Origin of the sequence: Paraburkholderia caribensis, assembly GCF_002902945.1 — a bacterium.
GTDB lineage: Bacteria > Pseudomonadota > Gammaproteobacteria > Burkholderiales > Burkholderiaceae > Paraburkholderia > Paraburkholderia caribensis.
This window is the reverse complement of the sequence record NZ_CP026101.1, coordinates 2218763-2234551: the sequence shown is the minus strand read 5'-3', so window position 1 is coordinate 2234551 and position 15789 is coordinate 2218763. Positions and strand designations below refer to the sequence as shown.

General features: G+C 64.6%; 14 protein-coding genes. 6 read left to right on the top strand and 8 right to left on the bottom strand.

Annotation, left to right across the window (positions count from 1 at the left end; genetic code table 11):
* Positions 1-713 precede the first annotated feature (713 nt).
* The 6 genes from C2L66_RS09880 to glgC all read right to left on the bottom strand — a co-directional run bounded on the left by C2L66_RS09880 (position 714) and on the right by glgC (position 7124).
* Positions 714-1868 (bottom strand): branched-chain amino acid ABC transporter substrate-binding protein, encoded by a 1155-nt coding sequence (locus tag C2L66_RS09880; RefSeq protein WP_054930193.1) that lies wholly within the window; start codon positions 1866-1868, stop codon positions 714-716.
* A gap of 9 nt (positions 1869-1877) precedes the next feature.
* Positions 1878-2324, bottom strand: a complete 447-nt coding sequence (locus C2L66_RS40600) for a hypothetical protein (RefSeq protein ID WP_148654571.1) — start codon at positions 2322-2324, stop codon at positions 1878-1880.
* A 131-nt stretch (positions 2325-2455) separates the two neighbouring features.
* Complete coding sequence (locus tag C2L66_RS09870) at positions 2456-2917, bottom strand: hypothetical protein (protein WP_007738430.1); 462 nt, start codon at positions 2915-2917, stop codon at positions 2456-2458.
* Positions 2918-3045: 128 nt separating this feature from the next.
* The gene (gene pdxY, locus C2L66_RS09865) at positions 3046-3909 is read right to left on the bottom strand and encodes a pyridoxal kinase PdxY (protein WP_060602593.1); all 864 of its coding nucleotides are present in this window, start codon (positions 3907-3909) and stop codon (positions 3046-3048) included.
* Between the two features lie 265 nt (positions 3910-4174).
* On the bottom strand, positions 4175-5635 hold the full coding sequence (gene glgA, locus C2L66_RS09860; protein WP_060600326.1) for a glycogen synthase GlgA: 1461 nt from the start codon (positions 5633-5635) through the stop codon (positions 4175-4177).
* Positions 5636-5849: 214 nt separating this feature from the next.
* Positions 5850-7124: a glucose-1-phosphate adenylyltransferase gene (gene glgC / locus C2L66_RS09855; protein ID WP_036004475.1), complete on the bottom strand. Its 1275-nt coding sequence runs from the start codon at positions 7122-7124 to the stop codon at positions 5850-5852.
* A gap of 532 nt (positions 7125-7656) precedes the next feature.
* Between glgC and C2L66_RS09850 the strand changes: the two genes are divergently transcribed.
* A complete protein-coding gene (locus C2L66_RS09850) occupies positions 7657-8682 on the top strand; it encodes an alpha/beta fold hydrolase (protein WP_060600328.1) in 1026 nt (341 codons plus the stop codon).
* A 100-nt stretch (positions 8683-8782) separates the two neighbouring features.
* On the opposite strand, the gene C2L66_RS09845 is transcribed toward C2L66_RS09850, so the two are convergent.
* The gene (locus tag C2L66_RS09845) at positions 8783-9775 is read right to left on the bottom strand and encodes an LLM class flavin-dependent oxidoreductase (RefSeq protein ID WP_060602596.1); all 993 of its coding nucleotides are present in this window, start codon (positions 9773-9775) and stop codon (positions 8783-8785) included.
* A gap of 924 nt (positions 9776-10699) precedes the next feature.
* Between C2L66_RS09845 and C2L66_RS09840 the strand changes: the two genes are divergently transcribed.
* Positions 10700-11269, top strand: coding sequence for a hypothetical protein (locus C2L66_RS09840; protein ID WP_409372555.1), 570 nt, complete (start codon positions 10700-10702; stop codon positions 11267-11269).
* A 124-nt stretch (positions 11270-11393) separates the two neighbouring features.
* The gene (locus C2L66_RS09835; RefSeq protein ID WP_054930198.1) at positions 11394-12437 is read left to right on the top strand and encodes a patatin-like phospholipase family protein; all 1044 of its coding nucleotides are present in this window, start codon (positions 11394-11396) and stop codon (positions 12435-12437) included.
* Between the two features lie 31 nt (positions 12438-12468).
* Here the strand turns inward: C2L66_RS09835 and C2L66_RS09830 are convergent, their stop codons facing one another.
* A complete protein-coding gene (locus C2L66_RS09830) occupies positions 12469-13077 on the bottom strand; it encodes a class I SAM-dependent methyltransferase (RefSeq protein ID WP_060602602.1) in 609 nt (202 codons plus the stop codon).
* Positions 13078-13488: 411 nt separating this feature from the next.
* On the opposite strand from C2L66_RS09830, the gene C2L66_RS09825 reads away from it, so the two are divergent.
* From C2L66_RS09825 to C2L66_RS09815, 3 genes are all read left to right on the top strand, one after another.
* Positions 13489-14178, top strand: coding sequence for an ABC transporter permease (locus C2L66_RS09825; protein WP_054930207.1), 690 nt, complete (start codon positions 13489-13491; stop codon positions 14176-14178).
* 25 nt (positions 14179-14203) lie between these two features.
* Complete coding sequence (locus tag C2L66_RS09820) at positions 14204-14917, top strand: ABC transporter permease (protein WP_054930199.1); 714 nt, start codon at positions 14204-14206, stop codon at positions 14915-14917.
* Positions 14918-14980: 63 nt separating this feature from the next.
* Entirely contained in the window at positions 14981-15772 is a 792-nt protein-coding gene (locus tag C2L66_RS09815) for an ABC transporter ATP-binding protein (RefSeq protein WP_036004494.1), read from the top strand.
* The last annotated feature ends 17 nt before the right edge of the window (positions 15773-15789 follow it).

Genomic DNA, 15789 nt, shown 5'->3' with positions numbered 1-15789 from the left:
GTGCTAATTCTTGCCTGAGGGCCCCCAAAGGTTCTTACGCTTCACACGGCAATCACGTGACTGATGTCGGTTGCCAGCGCTCTGAATGAGCGCCTCACCCGCTTCACGCACGTGCGTTTCAGCACGCCTCACCAGACAGTCCGCGGCCGCCCAGGTGGCAAACTGTGTGTAGGCTTTCGCGCCATACGCGCACCACTCCGGACCGATAGCGCACGCGCCCCACCCGGTAGGAACGCCACCCTATACGACGCGACAACCTACACACAGTTTGCCACCTGGGCGGCACATGCCGTTCGCTGCCGCTTGACCGGGTACGGATATTTGAAGCGGGTGAGGCGCTTATTCGGCGCGCTGGCAACGCACAGGAACAAGGGCGCTGCCGTGTGAAGTGTGGGGACGCTGGGGGCCCGTGGACAAAGGTCAAGTGCTGGCGGTGTGAGCCGCTTTCTTTTGCCTACTTTTCTTTGCGGCGGCAAAGAAAAGTAGGTGCCGCCCCGCACAGGGGCGACGCGTGAAGTGAGCTAACGCATCGCGGATGCCCGCGAAAACCCAAGCAAACCAAACCAAACCAAACCAAACCACACCACACCGCCCGCGCCACGAAACGGCGCAAACGCGGATGCCAGCAAGGCCCCATGCAAACCCAAACATAGCGCCCGCTGGCAAAACCAAAAAACCCAAAACCAAAAAACCAAAACCAATAAACCTAAACCTTAAACCCCACTCTTCGTGACGACAGGCACCCAAACCCCATTCTTAACCTGATAAAGGGTAGAAGCAGCACTCTTCAACGCCCCTGTGGCATCAAAAGAAATCGTCCCCGTCACCCCTTCAAAATTGATCGACTTCAACGCAGCGCGATAAACCTTCGGATCCGTCGACTTCGCCGTCTCCATCGCCTTGATCACGGCCCACGCCGCGTCATACCCGAACGGCGCATACGACAGAATGTCATCGCCAAACCGCTTCTTGAACTTCGCCGAGAAGTCCTTGCCGCCCGGCAGCTGCGCGAGCGGACGGCCATACTCCCACGCCATCGCGCCTTCCGCCGCATCGCCAGCAAGCTTGATGAACTCCGGGTCTTCGACACCGCCGCCACCCAGCAACTGCGCCGTCATCCCAAGCTGCTTCATCTTCTTCGCAATCGCAGCCGCCTGCGTATCGAGCCCGCCGAAGAAAATCAGATCGGCATTGGTCGACTTGATCTTCGTGAGCTGCGTGCTGAAGTCGACAGCCGTGTTGCTCGTGAACTCGCGCGCGACGATGTTGCCGCCCGCCGCCTTCACCGCTTTCTCGAATTCGTCCGCTTCACCCTGGCCGAATGCCGTGCGGTCGTCGATGATCGCAATGCGCTTGGCCTTGGTGGTCTTCACCGCGTACGTGCCCGCGTTGCCGGCGTTTTGCGCGTCCGTCGAAATCACCATGAACGTGTTCGCAAACCCGCGATTCGTGATGGTCGGGTTCGTCGCGGCAGGGTCGATCATCGGTATGCCCGCCTGCTCGTAAATTTGCGAAGCCGGGATCGTCGTGCCCGAATTGAAATGGCCGACAATGCCCGACACGTTCTGATCCACCAGTTTCTGCGCAGCCTGCACGCCGATGCGCGGGTCGGCCTGATCGTCCTCGGACACGAGATCGAAGCGCGCGACCTTGTCGCCAATCTTGATCTTCTGGGCGTTGGCTTCCTCGAGGGCAAGCCGCACGCCGTTCTGCAGGTCTTTGCCGTAGCCCGCGTTGGCACCCGTCATCGGCGCGGCAAAGCCGATCTTCACGGGCAGTTCGTCAGCGGCGAAACTGCTGAGCGGCGCGATGGACAGCACGGCGCCCAACATCACGGCAAACGGGTTCAGCGTCTTGCAAAAGCTCATGGTTTCTCCTTACATCGGCAGACAGGGATGGTAGAAACAGCCGGCTTGCAGCGCGCGCCGCGCATGATTCGAAAGCGCGGCGCTGCCGGTCGGATTGCGCGATGCAGTGTGTCGACAGGTCTCCTTCAATACGTACGCAAACAATGCACGGACAAAAACACGGACGAGATTACGGACGATGCAGCGTGCAAGGCAATGCTGGAAAACACCAAAGCCAAAACGACTGCGCGCCGTCTGCCGACGAACCGGGAATGTCGCGCAACCCGCGTGCTGCAGCCGATCCGTGGCGCGAATATAGAAAGCCAATATGCGTGCGTCTTGGCAGTTCGCGGCATGTTGGATGCGCATTTCAGCACAGCGCGGCCGCACGCTTTTAAGCGTCGGCTGCGAAGGTGAACGGGAAGCTTGCCGGGGAAAGCGGGGAGGGTTTAGCGTGCCGCATGCGCGAATGCGCATGCGGCACGCCCATCGATCAGTGTGAAGCGCGCAGCGCGTGATGTCGAAAGCGCTGCGCGAGCATGCGTGTGAAGTTGTGTGCGAGGGTGCGTGCGAGCTTGTGTGTGAAGTTGCGCGTCAGCGCGGACCGTTCACTGCTCGCCCTGCATGCGCAACAGTTCTTCGCGCAGACGCAGCAGCGGCTCTTTCACGTCGTCTTCGGCCCATGTATCGAGGTCGTCGATTGCGCGGTGACATCCGTCGAGCACCACGTCGAGATCGACGGGCACGCCGTTGGCCAGCGCGAACTGGATGGTTTCCGCGAACTGCTGGCACTCGTCTTCGCCATACGAGATGTCGAGATTGTCGGCGATCACCTGGGCGATGTTGCTGCGCGCCTTGTCGTCGGGTGTCACCATATCGACGATGCCACGCGCGACGGCGGGCGAATAGTACAGCGCAATATCGAGCCATTGCGCGGCATCGAAATCCGCTTCGCCGAATTGCGCTTCGAAGAATTCGATCGCTTCCTGCTCGTGCATCTCGTCTGCGTCGACGCTGATGCACAACTCTTCAAACTGCTCTTCACGTTCGCTGCGAATCGTGCCGTCCATCTGTGCCTCTCTTGCCAGTCAACCGGTGCCAATAAAAAATGCCGCGCATTTTCACGCGCGGCACGCATTATAGGACGTCAGGCCGACGCAGGCGTGTAGCGTGTGCGCTGCGTCAATCGCGCCGCTGGCTAGGCCGACTCCACCACCCACGCATCGAACCATTCCCGCGGACGGGCAATTTCATCCTGCGCGGCGATAATCTCCAGCTCATAGCGCCCCGCGTCCCATGTTGCGCGCACGACCGCATTCACGGCGGCGACGGTATGCTCGAACGCGCTGCGCACCGAGTCGCCGAGCAGCGTGCGCGCGACGAACACGGCGCTCGTCAGATCGCCGACACCGACCGGCTGCCGCGCGAACGGATAGAGCGGCCGTTGTCCCATCCACGCTTCGCGCTCCGTCACGACGAGCATGTTGAAGCGGTCAGCAAGGCTGTTGCGATCGAGCAGATGCTTGACGAGCATCGTCTTCGGCCCGCGCTCCATCACCTCGCGGCACGCCGCGACAGCTTCCTCGACGGTCTCGATCTCGCGCCCGACGAGCCGTTGCAATTCGCTGTGGTTCGGACACATCACGTCGGATACCTCGGGCATCGTCCGGACCAGAAACTCCTGGATGCCCGGCTCGACGCGGCAGCCCGTCGACGTGCCCATCACCGGGTCGCAGAAATAGCGCGCATGCGGGTTCGCCGCCTTCACGGCGCGCACGATCTCGATCACCGACTGCGCCTGCTCGGGCGTGCCGAGATAGCCCGACAGCACAGCGTCGCAGCGCGGCAGCACGCCGATCGCGCCAATCCCTTCGACGAGCGCGAGCATCTGCGACGCATCGATCGCGCTGCCTTCCCAATGGCCGTACTGCGTATGGTTCGAGAACTGCACCGTGTTGAGCGGCCACACGTTGACGCCAAGACGCCGCATCGGGAACACCGAGGCGCTGTTGCCCGCGTGCCCGAATACGACGTGCGACTGGATGCTCAGAACGTTTTTCATGTCGAACCGATACGGCGCGGGAAGGGCGCCGGAAGAAAGAATGTGCAACGGATGGTCCTGCTTCGATGCACCGCTTTGGCGCGGCGGACAACGAACGCAGATGCGCGGCAGCGCGTCGCCGACGGGACGCGTCGCGCTCTGTTCATCACAAGATACATGAGTTTTCGCGCGCCGGAATCGATCCGGCCCCGTCGTGTTGCGTCGAACCATCAATGCGCAAGCCGATGTTGCGCAAGATCATGCGCGCGTCTGCCCGCTGAGCGGCTCACACCAGCTCGCGGTACAGCGCGAGATAGCGTTCCGCCGACGCGCCCCAGCCGAAGTCCTGGCGCATCGCGCGGCGCTGCGTGGCTTTCCAGTCGGTGCGCCGCGCGTACAGCGCGAATGCGCGGCGGATCGCCGCCGTGAGCGCTTCCGGCTCGAAGCGCTCGAACACGAAGCCTGTCGCCAGATCGTCGGCGATGTTTTCCAGCGACGCGTCGACGACGGTATCGGCAAGGCCGCCCACGCGATGCACGAGCGGCAGCGACCCATACGCGAGCGCATAGAGCTGCGTCAGCCCGCACGGCTCGAAACGCGACGGCACGGCAATCACATCGCTGCCCGCTACGATCTGATGCGCGAGCGTTTCGTCGAAGCCGAGCTCGACGGCAACGCTTTCGGGATGCGCCTGCGCGACCAGCTGCAAACCGTTTTCGAGCGCCGGGTCGCCCGTGCCGAACACCACTAGCTGGCCGCCGCGCTTGATGATTTCGGGCAGCGCCGCGAGCAGCAGATCGAGGCCTTTCTGTTCAGTCAGCCGGCTCACCACGCCGAACAGCAGCGCGTCGCTTTTCTGCGCGAGATGGAAGCGTTCCTGCAGCGCCGTCTTGCACGCACGCTTGCCGGCGAGGCGCGTGTCCGAGTAGTGCGCGGCGATCAGCTGGTCGGTGGTCGGCCGCCAGATCGTGTAGTCGACGCCGTTCAGAATCCCCGACAGATCGTGCGAGCGCTGGCTCAACAGTCCGTCCAGCCCGCCGCCTTGCGCGAGCGTCTGGATTTCGCGCGCGTAGGTCGGGCTGACGGTCGTGATGCGGTCGCTGTAGAACAGGCCCGCCTTCAGAAACGACATCTGTCCGTAGAATTCGACGCCGCTCATGTTGAAGAAGTCCGCGGGCAGTCCAAGCTGGCCGAACTGATGCGACGGAAAGACGCCCTGATACGCGAGGTTGTGGACTGTGAAGACGGTGCGCGCGACCGGCTTGCCGCGTTCGCGCTCGGCCGCTTTCAGATAGGCGGGCGCGAGTCCCGCGTGCCAGTCGTGCGCGTGGACGATCTGCGGCGCCCATGCGGGATCGAGATGCTGCGCGATCTGCGCCGCCGTCCAGCCGAGCATCGCGAAGCGTTGCGCGTTGTCGCCGTACGGCACGTGTTCGGCGTCGAGATACGGATTGCCGGTGCGGTCATACAGCGTCTGCGCGCGGATCACGTAGACGACGAGGCCGTTCGCGCTCAGCGTGCCGCGCTCCAGCGTGACGTTCGACGCGCCGAAGCGATCGCCGATCCGCGCGACGGGCTGCAGGTCCGACAGCCCGGCTACGACGGCGGGGAAGCCGGGCAGCAGCACGCGCACGTCGGCGCCCAGCTCGATCAGCGCGGGCGGCAGCGCGCCCGCGACATCGGCGAGGCCGCCCGTTTTCAGAAGGGGATACAGCTCGCTAGCGACATGCAGTGCGCGGATCGTCATGGGCTTCAGTCCTGTTCGCCGGGGTTGCGGTGGATTGGGCAGTGTCGTTTCGGTGCGTCGCACGGTGTCGATCCGCGCCGCGCAGCGCGGGCGTGGCGGAGCGCAACGGCATGCAACCGCAAGCAGCGGCACCCGCCGAAGCGCCACGCACTGCGTCGTGCGTCGTCGCGTGCCGCCTGCGATCGCCGCGCCTGCCGGGTCCGCCCGCGGGCCGCTACCGTGCAGCCGCCGACTGCCGCTTGAGCGCCTCGGCCGTCACCAGCACGACACCGCTGTCGGTCCGGTAGAAGCGTTCGCCGTCGCGCACCGGGTCTTCGCCGATCACGGTGCCGTCGGGAATCTGGCAGCCGCGGTCGATCACGACCTTGCGCAGGCGGCAGCTCGCACCGATTGACACCTGCGGCAACAAGACTGCCTCAGCGATGTTACAGAACGAATTCACCACCACATTCGACGACAGCACCGAGCGCGAAATCTGCGAGCCGGAGATCACGCAGCCGCCGCACACGATCAGGTTGGTGCCCGAGCCTTGCAGCCCGTTCAGGTCGCGCACGAACTTGGCGGGCGGCAACTGTTCCTGGTGCGTCCAGATCGGCCAGTTGCGGTCGTAGAGGTCGAGCGCGGGAATCGTCGACGCCAGATCCAGATTCGCAGCCCAGTACGCGTCGATCGTGCCGACGTCGCGCCAGTAAGGCTCGACGCTCGGGTCCGACGACACGCACGACATGCTGAACGGATGCGCGATCGCCGTCCCCGACGTGACGACGCGCGGAATGATGTCCTTGCCGAAGTCGTGATCCGTCGCGACGCTGCTGATGTTCTCCTCGAGCAGCGAGTACAGGTAATCGGCGCTGAACACGTAGATGCCCATGCTGGCTAGCGCGATGTCTGGGCGGCCGGGCATCGCGGGCGGGTCGGCGGGCTTTTCGACGAAGCCCGTCACGCGGCGCTGTTCGTCGACGTGCATCACGCCGAACGCCGTGGCTTCCATGCGCGGCACCTCGATACAGCCGACCGTGCAATCGGCGCCCGATTCGACGTGATCCATCACCATCCGCGTGTAGTCCATCTTGTAGATGTGATCGCCCGCCAGCACGACGACGTATTTCGGGCCGATCGAGCGGATGATGTCGAGGTTCTGGAACACGGCGTCGGCCGTGCCGCGATACCAGTGCGCGCCTTCCACACGCTGCTGCGCCGGCCACAGGTCGATGAACTCGTTGAACTCGCCGCGCAGGAAGCCCCAGCCGCGCTGCACATGCCGCAACAGCGAATGCGCCTTGTACTGCGTGACGACGGCGATGCGGCGGATGCCCGAGTTCAGGCAGTTGGACAGCGCGAAGTCGATGATCCGGTATTTGCCGCCGAAGTGCACGGCGGGCTTCACGCGCTTGTTGGTCAGCGGCCCGAGGCGCGTGCCGCGTCCGCCTGCGAGGACGATGGCGAGTGTCGTGTGTTGCAGATCGTTGAGGCTTGCCGGCGAATCCATGTGCGTCTCCGTTTATGGGTGAGCCCTGGTGGAAGCTTTTCTTTGCCCCGGCGTTGCTGTGTTTTTCTGTTTTATCTGGCGCTGTGCGTTGCCGTCGTGGTCTTGTTCTGATGCGCGTTGCTTCTCGCCTGCCTGGCGGCTGGCGTTCGCCATGCACGTTCCCGCCAGCCAGCGATTAGTCTGGACCATGCGCCTGCCGCGCGCAACATGCCGCGTTCGCCATGCCACATTCGTGCGCGATCAGGCGGGAGAGGCCGCGCGCGGGCCGGTAGAAAGGGCGGGCTCGCGGCGCAGGATCGTCAGCCGTTCGGGCAAATTATGCCGGACCGACCACGCGGAACCTGAAACGGCTGTTTGGCGCACACGGCCGCGGCAGCTTCGGGCGCGGCCGTGTGCGCGGCGCTGCAAGCGGGCCGCGACGCGGGCATCATGACGGACCTGTGGTTCCCGTGCTCCTGTCCTTGCCTTTGTCCGCCACCCTATGACAATCCGTTCATCCCTCGTTGCTGTTTCCCTGTCCGCCTGCGTCGCCATGCTGGGCCTCGATGCGTGCGCCGCCGATGCCGTCAATGCCGCCGCCCCGCCTGCGCCGGGCGCGGTCGCTGACGACGGGCCTGCGTACGGTCCCGAGTTGCAGGGCTTCAACTATCCCGCGCCCGTGCGGCAGTTCGAGTTCACGTCGCAGGGCGAGGCGCTGCATATGGCTTACATGGACATCGCGCCCGAGCATCCGAACGGCCGCACCGTCGTGTTGCTGCACGGCAAGAATTTTTGCGGCGCGACATGGGAAAGCACGATCGAGCGGTTGTCGGTGGCGGGGTATCGCGTGATCGCGCCCGACCAGATCGGCTTTTGCAAGTCGAGCAAGCCGCAGCGCTACCAGTTCAGCTTCCAGCAGCTCGCGCGCAACACGCATGCGCTGCTCGAATCGATCGGTGTGAAGAACGCGACGATCGTCGGACATTCGACGGGCGGCATGCTGGCCGTCCGCTACGCGCTGATGTACCCGGCGCAGACGCAGCAACTGGTGCTCGTCAATCCCATCGGGCTGGAGGACTGGAAGGCGAAGGGCGTGCCGTCGCTATCCGTCGACCAGTGGTACGAGCGCGAACTGAAGACCACGGCCGACGGCATCCGCCGCTACGAGCAGGCGACCTACTACTCGGGCCAGTGGCGCAGCGATTTCGAGCCGTGGGTGCAGATGCTCGCGGGCATGTATCGCGGGCCGGGCAAGAAGGAAGTGGCGTGGGATTCGGCGCTGCTGTACGACATGATCTACACGCAGCCTGTCGTCTACGAACTCGGGCAGTTGAGCATGCCGACGCTGCTGCTGATCGGTCAGAAGGACACCACCGCGATCGGCAAGGACGCCGCGCCGCCTCAGGTCCGCGCGAAGATCGGTCACTATCCGGAACTGGGCAAGGCGGCCGCGCAGGCGATTCCGCACGCGACGCTGGTCGAGTTCGCCGAACTCGGTCATGCGCCGCAGATGCAGGACCCGGCGGCATTTCACAAAGCGTTGCTGGAAGGACTCGCCGCTGTGCCCGCGAACCATTGAGCGGGCGGTGGTGGCCGGTTGGAAGCGAAGCCAGCCATGTGCCTTCGCTTCAGCCAGGCGCGGGCGTTCGTGCACGCGCCGTTGACGGGAATCGGCGGCCTCAGGCTTCGCCCAGTTCGTCGCGCACCTGCGCGCCGATTTCGAACGAACGCAGCCGCGCCGCGTGATCGTAGATTTGCGCGGTGAGCATCAACTCGTCGGCGCCCGTTTGCTGGATGATCGAGCGCAGTCCGTTGCGAACCGTCTCGCGATCGCCGATCACCGAGCACGCGAGCGAATGCTGCACGCTGCTCAATTCCATCTCCGACACCGCGAGGTGATCGACGGGCGGCTGCAACTGGCCCGGCGTGCCGCGCCGCAGATTGATGAACTGCTGCTGAAGCGACGTGAAGAGGCGGCGCGCTTCGTCATCGGTGTCGGCGGCGAACAGGTTCACGCCGACCATCGCGTAAGGCTTGTCGAGCGTCTCCGACGGACGGAACTGCGCGCGATACACATGCAGTGCCTGCGTCATGTAGTCGGGCGCGAAGTGCGACGCGAACGCGAACGGCAGACCGAGCGCGGCCGCCAGCTGCGCGCTGAACAGGCTCGAACCCAGCAGCCACAACGGCACCTTCAGGCCCGCGCCCGGCACGGCACGCACGCGCTGACCCGGCACGGGATCGGCGAAGTAGCGCTGCAGTTCGACGACGTCGTCAGGGAAAGAATCGGCGCTGCCGTTCAGATCGCGGCGCAACGCGCGGGCGGTGGTCTGATCGGTGCCGGGCGCGCGGCCCAGGCCCAGATCGATGCGCCCCGGAAACAGCGACGCCAGCGTGCCGAACTGCTCGGCGATCACGAGCGGCGCGTGATTCGGCAGCATCACACCGCCCGAGCCGACGCGGATCGTCTTCGTGCCGCCCGCGACATGCGCGATCACGACCGACGTCGCGGCGCTCGCGATACCCGTCATGTTGTGATGCTCGGCGAGCCAGAAGCGCTTGTAGTCCCAGCGCTCGGCGTGCTGCGCGAGATCGAGCGAATTGCGGAACGCATCGGCCGCGCTCGCGCCGGCTGTGATGGGAGAAAGGTCGAGGACGGAAAAAGGAGTCATGGTATTGATGTGCGGCCAACCATCGTCCTTTGCAAGGGCGAAGCGCAGGTCCGCGTGGCGTGCGGGAAACAGCGATTGTGCCAAAGCGCTCCCGTTCCTGCTGGCGGGCTGATCATGCCCCTGCCGGCAGCAGGGTCGGCGTGTGCGCGAATCCGACGCTGCGCGGCCAGCGATGCAGAAAACCCCTGAAAACAGGGCTCGAAATGCGTTGGCGGCTGCTTCGAGAAGGTTCGATGCGTGTGCCGTCGCACGGAAATACGCGCGCGCGAGCGTTAATGTGTCATCGTCGCCGCCAACGACGCGAATCTGCGCAACGCATGCCCGCGTGACGAGGCGGCGGCCTCCACGGACCTCGACGCCGGTCGGCCCCTCACGTCACGCGTAGGTCGGCTACGCAGTGCACACCCGGACGAACCGGGCCGGCCGGGTCAGCCGGGTGCGGGTATGCAGGCCGGCGCGTCGACGCGACGACTTCATACGCATCACGTAGTGGCGTGGCTGGCGTGCCGACGCTAATCGCTGGCCGCCGCGCGCGAGATCGCATGCGATTCGTCAGCCGATTCGGTGTAAACGCGCTCTCGCGCATTTTCGAACCTGACGCTAGATTGTCACCACTTGCCGGATAGTCGAGGGGCCAGCGGCCGCTGCCGTTTGCGGTCGTCATAGCAGTGAAAATTGCGTCACGGCCAGAGGCACATGCGGCCTCTGGCCGAAACGCTTTCGATGTCGCCGCATGCGCCGCCACGTTCCCGATCGCAAGCCCTCCCAGGTTTCATCGCAGGTTCCGTTTTTCGCGCGCCAGAAATCTCGCGTAGCAATTCTTTAACTTTCCATACACATCTGCGCAGCCATCGTTCGCGATCCGGGTGTCGACCGGGTTATGCTCTGGGTCGTTCACATCGTTTGTGTCTGAAGTTACCGAAGATGGTCAATCGCACCTCGTTGCGCAACATGATGCTTTCCGTGGCCATGGCTGGCGCGCTGTCCGCGCTCGCCGGCTGCGACGACCAGCAGAGCGAGCAAGCCGTGCAAAAGCTCAAGGAATTTTTCAACGCCGTCAAACCGGATGCGCTGCTTCTGAAAGGACTCACGCCCGGCATTACGACCGAGGCGCAGATCCGCGACCAGATGGGCAAGCCCGAAACCGAGCGCCAGTTCACCGACGGCTCGAAACGCTTCGAATATCCGCGCGGTCCGCAAGGCCTCAACACCTACATGGTCGACATCGGCCCGGACGGCACGTTGCAGGCGATCACGCAGGTGCTGACCGCCGCGAACTTCGCGAAGATCCGCGCCGGCATGACGGAAGACGAAGTGCGCCGCCTGCTCGGCAAGCCCGGCGAAGTGGCCGTATATCCGCTCAAGCCCGAGACGGTATGGAGCTGGAAGTGGCGCGAGGGCGGCGTCACGGAAGAGGGCTTCTTCAACGTGCATTTCGACGTCAATCACGTCGTCTACACGACCTCGCGCTCGGACGTGATGCGCGGGCACTGACGGAGGCGGATCAGCCGGGGCGAGCAGGGCGGCAGGAAGCGAGGGCTTCGAAAGAGGGCCGAAAACGAAAGCAGAACGCCACGGTCCAAACAGAAAACGCCTGCAAACAAGGGAGAAAACAACAATGGCCACACGAAGGCGATACAAGCGCATCGGCCTCGTGCTCGGCGGCGGGGCCGCGCGCGGCTGGGCGCACATCGGGGCGATCCGGGCGCTGCACGAGGCGGGCATCAAGCCGGACCTCGTGGCGGGCACGTCGATCGGCGCGCTGGTCGGCGCTGTCTATGCGAACGGCGATCTCGACTGGCTCGAAGAGTGGGTGACGGGGCTCACGTGGCAGTCGGTCGTGCGTCTGCTCGATCTGCGTTTCTCGGGCGGCCTGCTGGGCGGCAGGAAGGTCATCCAGGTGTTTGCGAACCGCTTCAACGGACGCGAGATCAGTCAGTTGCAGATGCCGTTCGCCGCCGTCGCGACGGAGCTCGATTCGGGCCGCGAGACGTGGCTGCAGGACGGTGGCGTGGTGGACGCGGTGCGCGCGTCGATTGCGATTCCGGGCATTTTCACGCCGGTGCTGCACGAGGGCGTGTGGCTCGTCGACGGCGGGCTGTCGAACCCCGTGCCCGTGTCGGCGGCGCGCGGCATGCGGGCCGATTGCGTGATCGCCGTGGACCTGAACAACGACATTCTGAATGGCCGTGACTTCGGCGGCGCGGTGGTCGATCTGCCGCCCATGCCGACGGAAGAATCCATCGAGGCCGTGATCGAACGGGCCGTCGGGGAATCCGAGCCGCTGCCGCTCGATCCCGATGCGCCGCCACCCGCTATCGCGACGCCTGCTCCGCCCGTTCTGCTAAGGCGCAACGGCAGGCCGTTTCCCGCCTGGCTGCAGCCGTCGCCCGAACAGTATTCGCGCGACGTGCGCGTGCCGCCCGCGCCCAGCGCGCGCGTGCCGTCGATGCTCAGTTCGATCGCGCAAAGCATCGACATCATGCAGGTGCGGATCACGCGCAGCCGCCTTGCGGGCGAGCCCGCCGACATCCTGATCCAGCCGCGCCTCGCCGGCATGGGCATCTTCGATTTTCACCGCGCGAGGCCCGCGATAGAGGAAGGGCGCGCGGCCGTCGAGGCCATGCTGCCCGCGATCCGCGCGTGTCTCGGCATCACCTGAGACGTGACCCGAGGCGCGCTCGGTTCTCCGCTCAGTCTTCCGACCGCTTCGACGCGATGACGCGGCACACGCGCTTGCCGGAGCTTGCGCTGGTCGTGTCGTCGGCGAACAGGATCACGCAACTGGCCAGCGCGTCCGTGACGAGCGACGGCTCGAACGCCGAGTAAAGCCGTCCGTCCGGCTGGCGCGCGTCCGCGCCTTCCGTCACGCGCCACGACAGATACAGCATGCCGTTGGGCCGCAGGATGCGCACGAGGTTGTCGACGGCATCGGTGATGGCGTCGACGGGCAGATGCATCAGCACGGTTTCGCAGACCACGTTGTCGAACTGCTCGTCGATCTCGACGAGCCACGGCAGCACGGCGACGCGAAACGCAATCTGCGGATAAAGCCGCCGCGCCTCTTCGAGCAAGCCCGCCGACGCGTCGAACCCCGTCACGCGATACCCATGATCCGCGAGCCATGCGGCATCGCGCCCGTTGCCGCAGCCGATATCGGCCGTCTTGCCCGCAGGCAGCAGATGGTTTGCCCACAGCGCGTACATATCGTCGGGCGGCGGCTGGTCGAGCCACTCGCGCGAATAGCGGGCGGCGCCTTGGGTGTAGGCGTCGAGCGTCGTGGCGTCGGGGCGAAGTGTCATGCGGCGATCCTTGTCGCGGAAGCGTCGGGTGTCGGAAGAGAGAAGCCAGTCTACCGCGTGCGTATCCGGACGGCGCCGATGGGGATCGCCTGACAGCATCGGGCCCGCCTGTCTTTCAGGGAAAGCCCCAATCGGCGCGGGTTTGCGAGCATGTGGGCGGCTTCGCGCGTCTATCGAAAAAGCGACCGCAAACTTGCGAATTCGCGGCGCCTGCCGCGTGCGCGCCATCCGCTTACAAACAGATAGCGCCTGCTACGCCGGGCGTCCAACGCCCGCCACGTAGCGCCTTCCAGGATGTTGCGGTGCACAACAAGCGCATGTCCCGGTTTGAGCAAATTATTTTTGCTTGCGAGTATCCGCGCCATGCCGCAGTTCGTGGCGGCTTTCCGGATAACCTCAAAGGAGACACGCGTGTTCTTATATGGCTTTGGCCCGGTGCTCCTCGACGGCACGATCAAGACGATCGAGCTGTCGGTTCTGTCTCTGGCGACGGCCGTGGTGCTCGGCCTGATCGGCGCGGCGGCGAAGCTGTCGCTCAACCGGCCGATGCGCGCGATCGCGACGGGCTACACGACGCTGATCCGCTCGGTGCCCGATCTGGTTCTGATGCTGCTGCTGTTCTACAGCATCCAGATCGCCGTCAACAACCTGACCGACGCGTTGAACCTGCCGCAATTCGACATCGACCCGTTCGTCGCGGGCGTGCTGACACTTGGCTTCATCTACGGCGCGTACTTCACCGAGACGTTTCGCGGCGCGTTTCTCGCCGTGCCGCGCGGCCAGCTCGAAGCGGGCGCGGCGTACGGCATGAGCGGCGCGCGCGTGTTCGCGCGCATCCTGTTCCCGCAGATGATGCGCTTTGCACTGCCGGGCATCGGCAACAACTGGCAGGTGCTCGTGAAGGCGACGGCGCTGGTGTCGATCATCGGACTCGCCGATGTCGTCAAGGCCGCGCAGGACGCCGGCAAGAGCACCTTCAACATGTTCTTCTTCATCCTCGTTGCCGCGGCGATCTATCTGGCCATCACGACCGTGTCGAACCTCGTGCTGATCTGGCTGGAGAAGCGCTATTCGATCGGCGTTCGACACGCCGAACTCTAATTCGCGCCAAGCGCAGGAGACGACCATGATCGACATTCTCAACCAGTTCTGGCGCGCGTTCCTTTACTGGGACGGGCAACGTATCTCGGGGCTTGCCGTCACGTTGTGGCTGCTGGTCGCATCGATCGGCATCGGTTTCGTGGCGTCGATTCCGCTGGCCGTTGCGCGGGTATCGAGGAAGCGCTGGCTGTCGACGCCCGTGCGCCTCTACACCTACGTGTTTCGCGGCACGCCGCTCTATGTGCAGCTGCTGCTGATCTACACGGGCATGTACAGCCTCGAGTTCGTGCGCTCGCATACGCTGCTCGATTCGTTTTTCCGCAGCGGCTTCCACTGCGCGATTCTCGCGTTCGCGCTGAACACCTGCGCGTACACGACGGAGATCTTCGCGGGCGCGATTCGCGCGACCTCGCACGGCGAAGTCGAAGCCGCGCGCGCCTATGGCATGAGCTGGTTCACGATGTACCGGCGGATTGTGATACCGTCCGCGCTGCGCCGCGCGCTGCCGTTGTACAGTAACGAAGTGATCCTGATGCTGCACGCGACCACCGTCGCCTTCACGGCCACCGTGCCCGACGTGCTGAAGGTCGCACGCGATGCGAACTCCGCGACGTACCGCTCGTTCGAGGCGTTCGGGCTCGCGGCGCTGATTTATCTTGCTGTATCGTTCGCGCTGGTTGCATTGTTCCGGCGCGCCGAGCGCCACTGGCTCGCGTATCTGGCCGTGCGCGGGCATTGACCGCGCTGCGACCCGGCTACACGTCTGCATCCGTTTCACCCGTCTTCACTCTGGGAGAGCATCTTGCTCCACACGACTCAAACGGAAGCCTGCAAGCTCGCCGTGCAGGACATCCACAAGCGCTATGGCGATAACGAAGTGCTGAAGGGCGTCTCGCTGAATGCCAACAAGGGCGACGTGATCAGCATCATCGGTGCGAGCGGGTCGGGCAAGAGTACGTTCCTGCGCTGCATCAATTTTCTCGAGCGGCCGAACGCCGGGCAGATCGTCGTCGATGGCGAAGCGGTGCGCACGAAGGTCGATCGTCACGGCAACTTCGAGGTCGCGGATCACAAGCAGCTGCAGCGCATCCGCACGAAGCTCGCGATGGTGTTCCAGCATTTCAACCTGTGGGCGCACATGAACGTGCTGGAAAACGTGGTCGAAGCGCCGATTCACGTGCTCGGCCTGTCGCGCAAGGAAGCCGAAGACCGCGCGCGCGAGTATCTGGAGAAGGTGGGCCTCGCGCCGCGTCTGGAGAAGCAGTATCCGTCGCATCTGTCGGGCGGGCAGCAGCAGCGTGTCGCGATTGCGCGCGCGCTGGCGATGAACCCGGACGTGATGCTGTTCGACGAGCCGACTTCCGCGCTCGACCCCGAGCTGGTCGGTGAAGTATTGAAGGTGATGCAGAAGCTCGCCGAAGAAGGCCGCACGATGATCGTCGTGACGCACGAAATGGGTTTTGCGCGCAATGTGTCGAACCATGTGATGTTCCTGCATCAGGGGCGCACGGAGGAAGAGGGCGTGCCGTCCGAGGTGCTCACCGCGCCGAAGAGCGAGCGGCTCAAGCAGTTCCTGTCGGGCAGCCTCAAGTAAGCGGGCGACCCGCAGCA

What these genes read in the sequence shown, in the direction of transcription:
- C2L66_RS09880 (WP_054930193.1), bottom strand. Translation starts at nt 1,868, where the DNA reads ATGAGCTTTTGCAAGACGCTGAACCCGTTTGCCGTGATGTTGGGCGCC.
- C2L66_RS40600 (WP_148654571.1), bottom strand. Translation starts at nt 2,324, where the DNA reads ATGCGCATTCGCGCATGCGGCACGCTAAACCCTCCCCGCTTTCCCCGG.
- C2L66_RS09870 (WP_007738430.1), bottom strand. Translation starts at nt 2,917, where the DNA reads ATGGACGGCACGATTCGCAGCGAACGTGAAGAGCAGTTTGAAGAGTTG.
- pdxY (WP_060602593.1), bottom strand. Translation starts at nt 3,909, where the DNA reads ATGAAAAACGTTCTGAGCATCCAGTCGCACGTCGTATTCGGGCACGCG.
- glgA (WP_060600326.1), bottom strand. Translation starts at nt 5,635, where the DNA reads ATGACGATCCGCGCACTGCATGTCGCTAGCGAGCTGTATCCCCTTCTG.
- glgC (WP_036004475.1), bottom strand. Translation starts at nt 7,124, where the DNA reads ATGGATTCGCCGGCAAGCCTCAACGATCTGCAACACACGACACTCGCC.
- C2L66_RS09850 (WP_060600328.1), top strand. Translation starts at nt 7,657, where the DNA reads ATGCTGGGCCTCGATGCGTGCGCCGCCGATGCCGTCAATGCCGCCGCC.
- C2L66_RS09845 (WP_060602596.1), bottom strand. Translation starts at nt 9,775, where the DNA reads ATGACTCCTTTTTCCGTCCTCGACCTTTCTCCCATCACAGCCGGCGCG.
- C2L66_RS09840 (WP_409372555.1), top strand. Translation starts at nt 10,700, where the DNA reads ATGGTCAATCGCACCTCGTTGCGCAACATGATGCTTTCCGTGGCCATG.
- C2L66_RS09835 (WP_054930198.1), top strand. Translation starts at nt 11,394, where the DNA reads ATGGCCACACGAAGGCGATACAAGCGCATCGGCCTCGTGCTCGGCGGC.
- C2L66_RS09830 (WP_060602602.1), bottom strand. Translation starts at nt 13,077, where the DNA reads ATGACACTTCGCCCCGACGCCACGACGCTCGACGCCTACACCCAAGGC.
- C2L66_RS09820 (WP_054930199.1), top strand. Translation starts at nt 14,204, where the DNA reads ATGATCGACATTCTCAACCAGTTCTGGCGCGCGTTCCTTTACTGGGAC.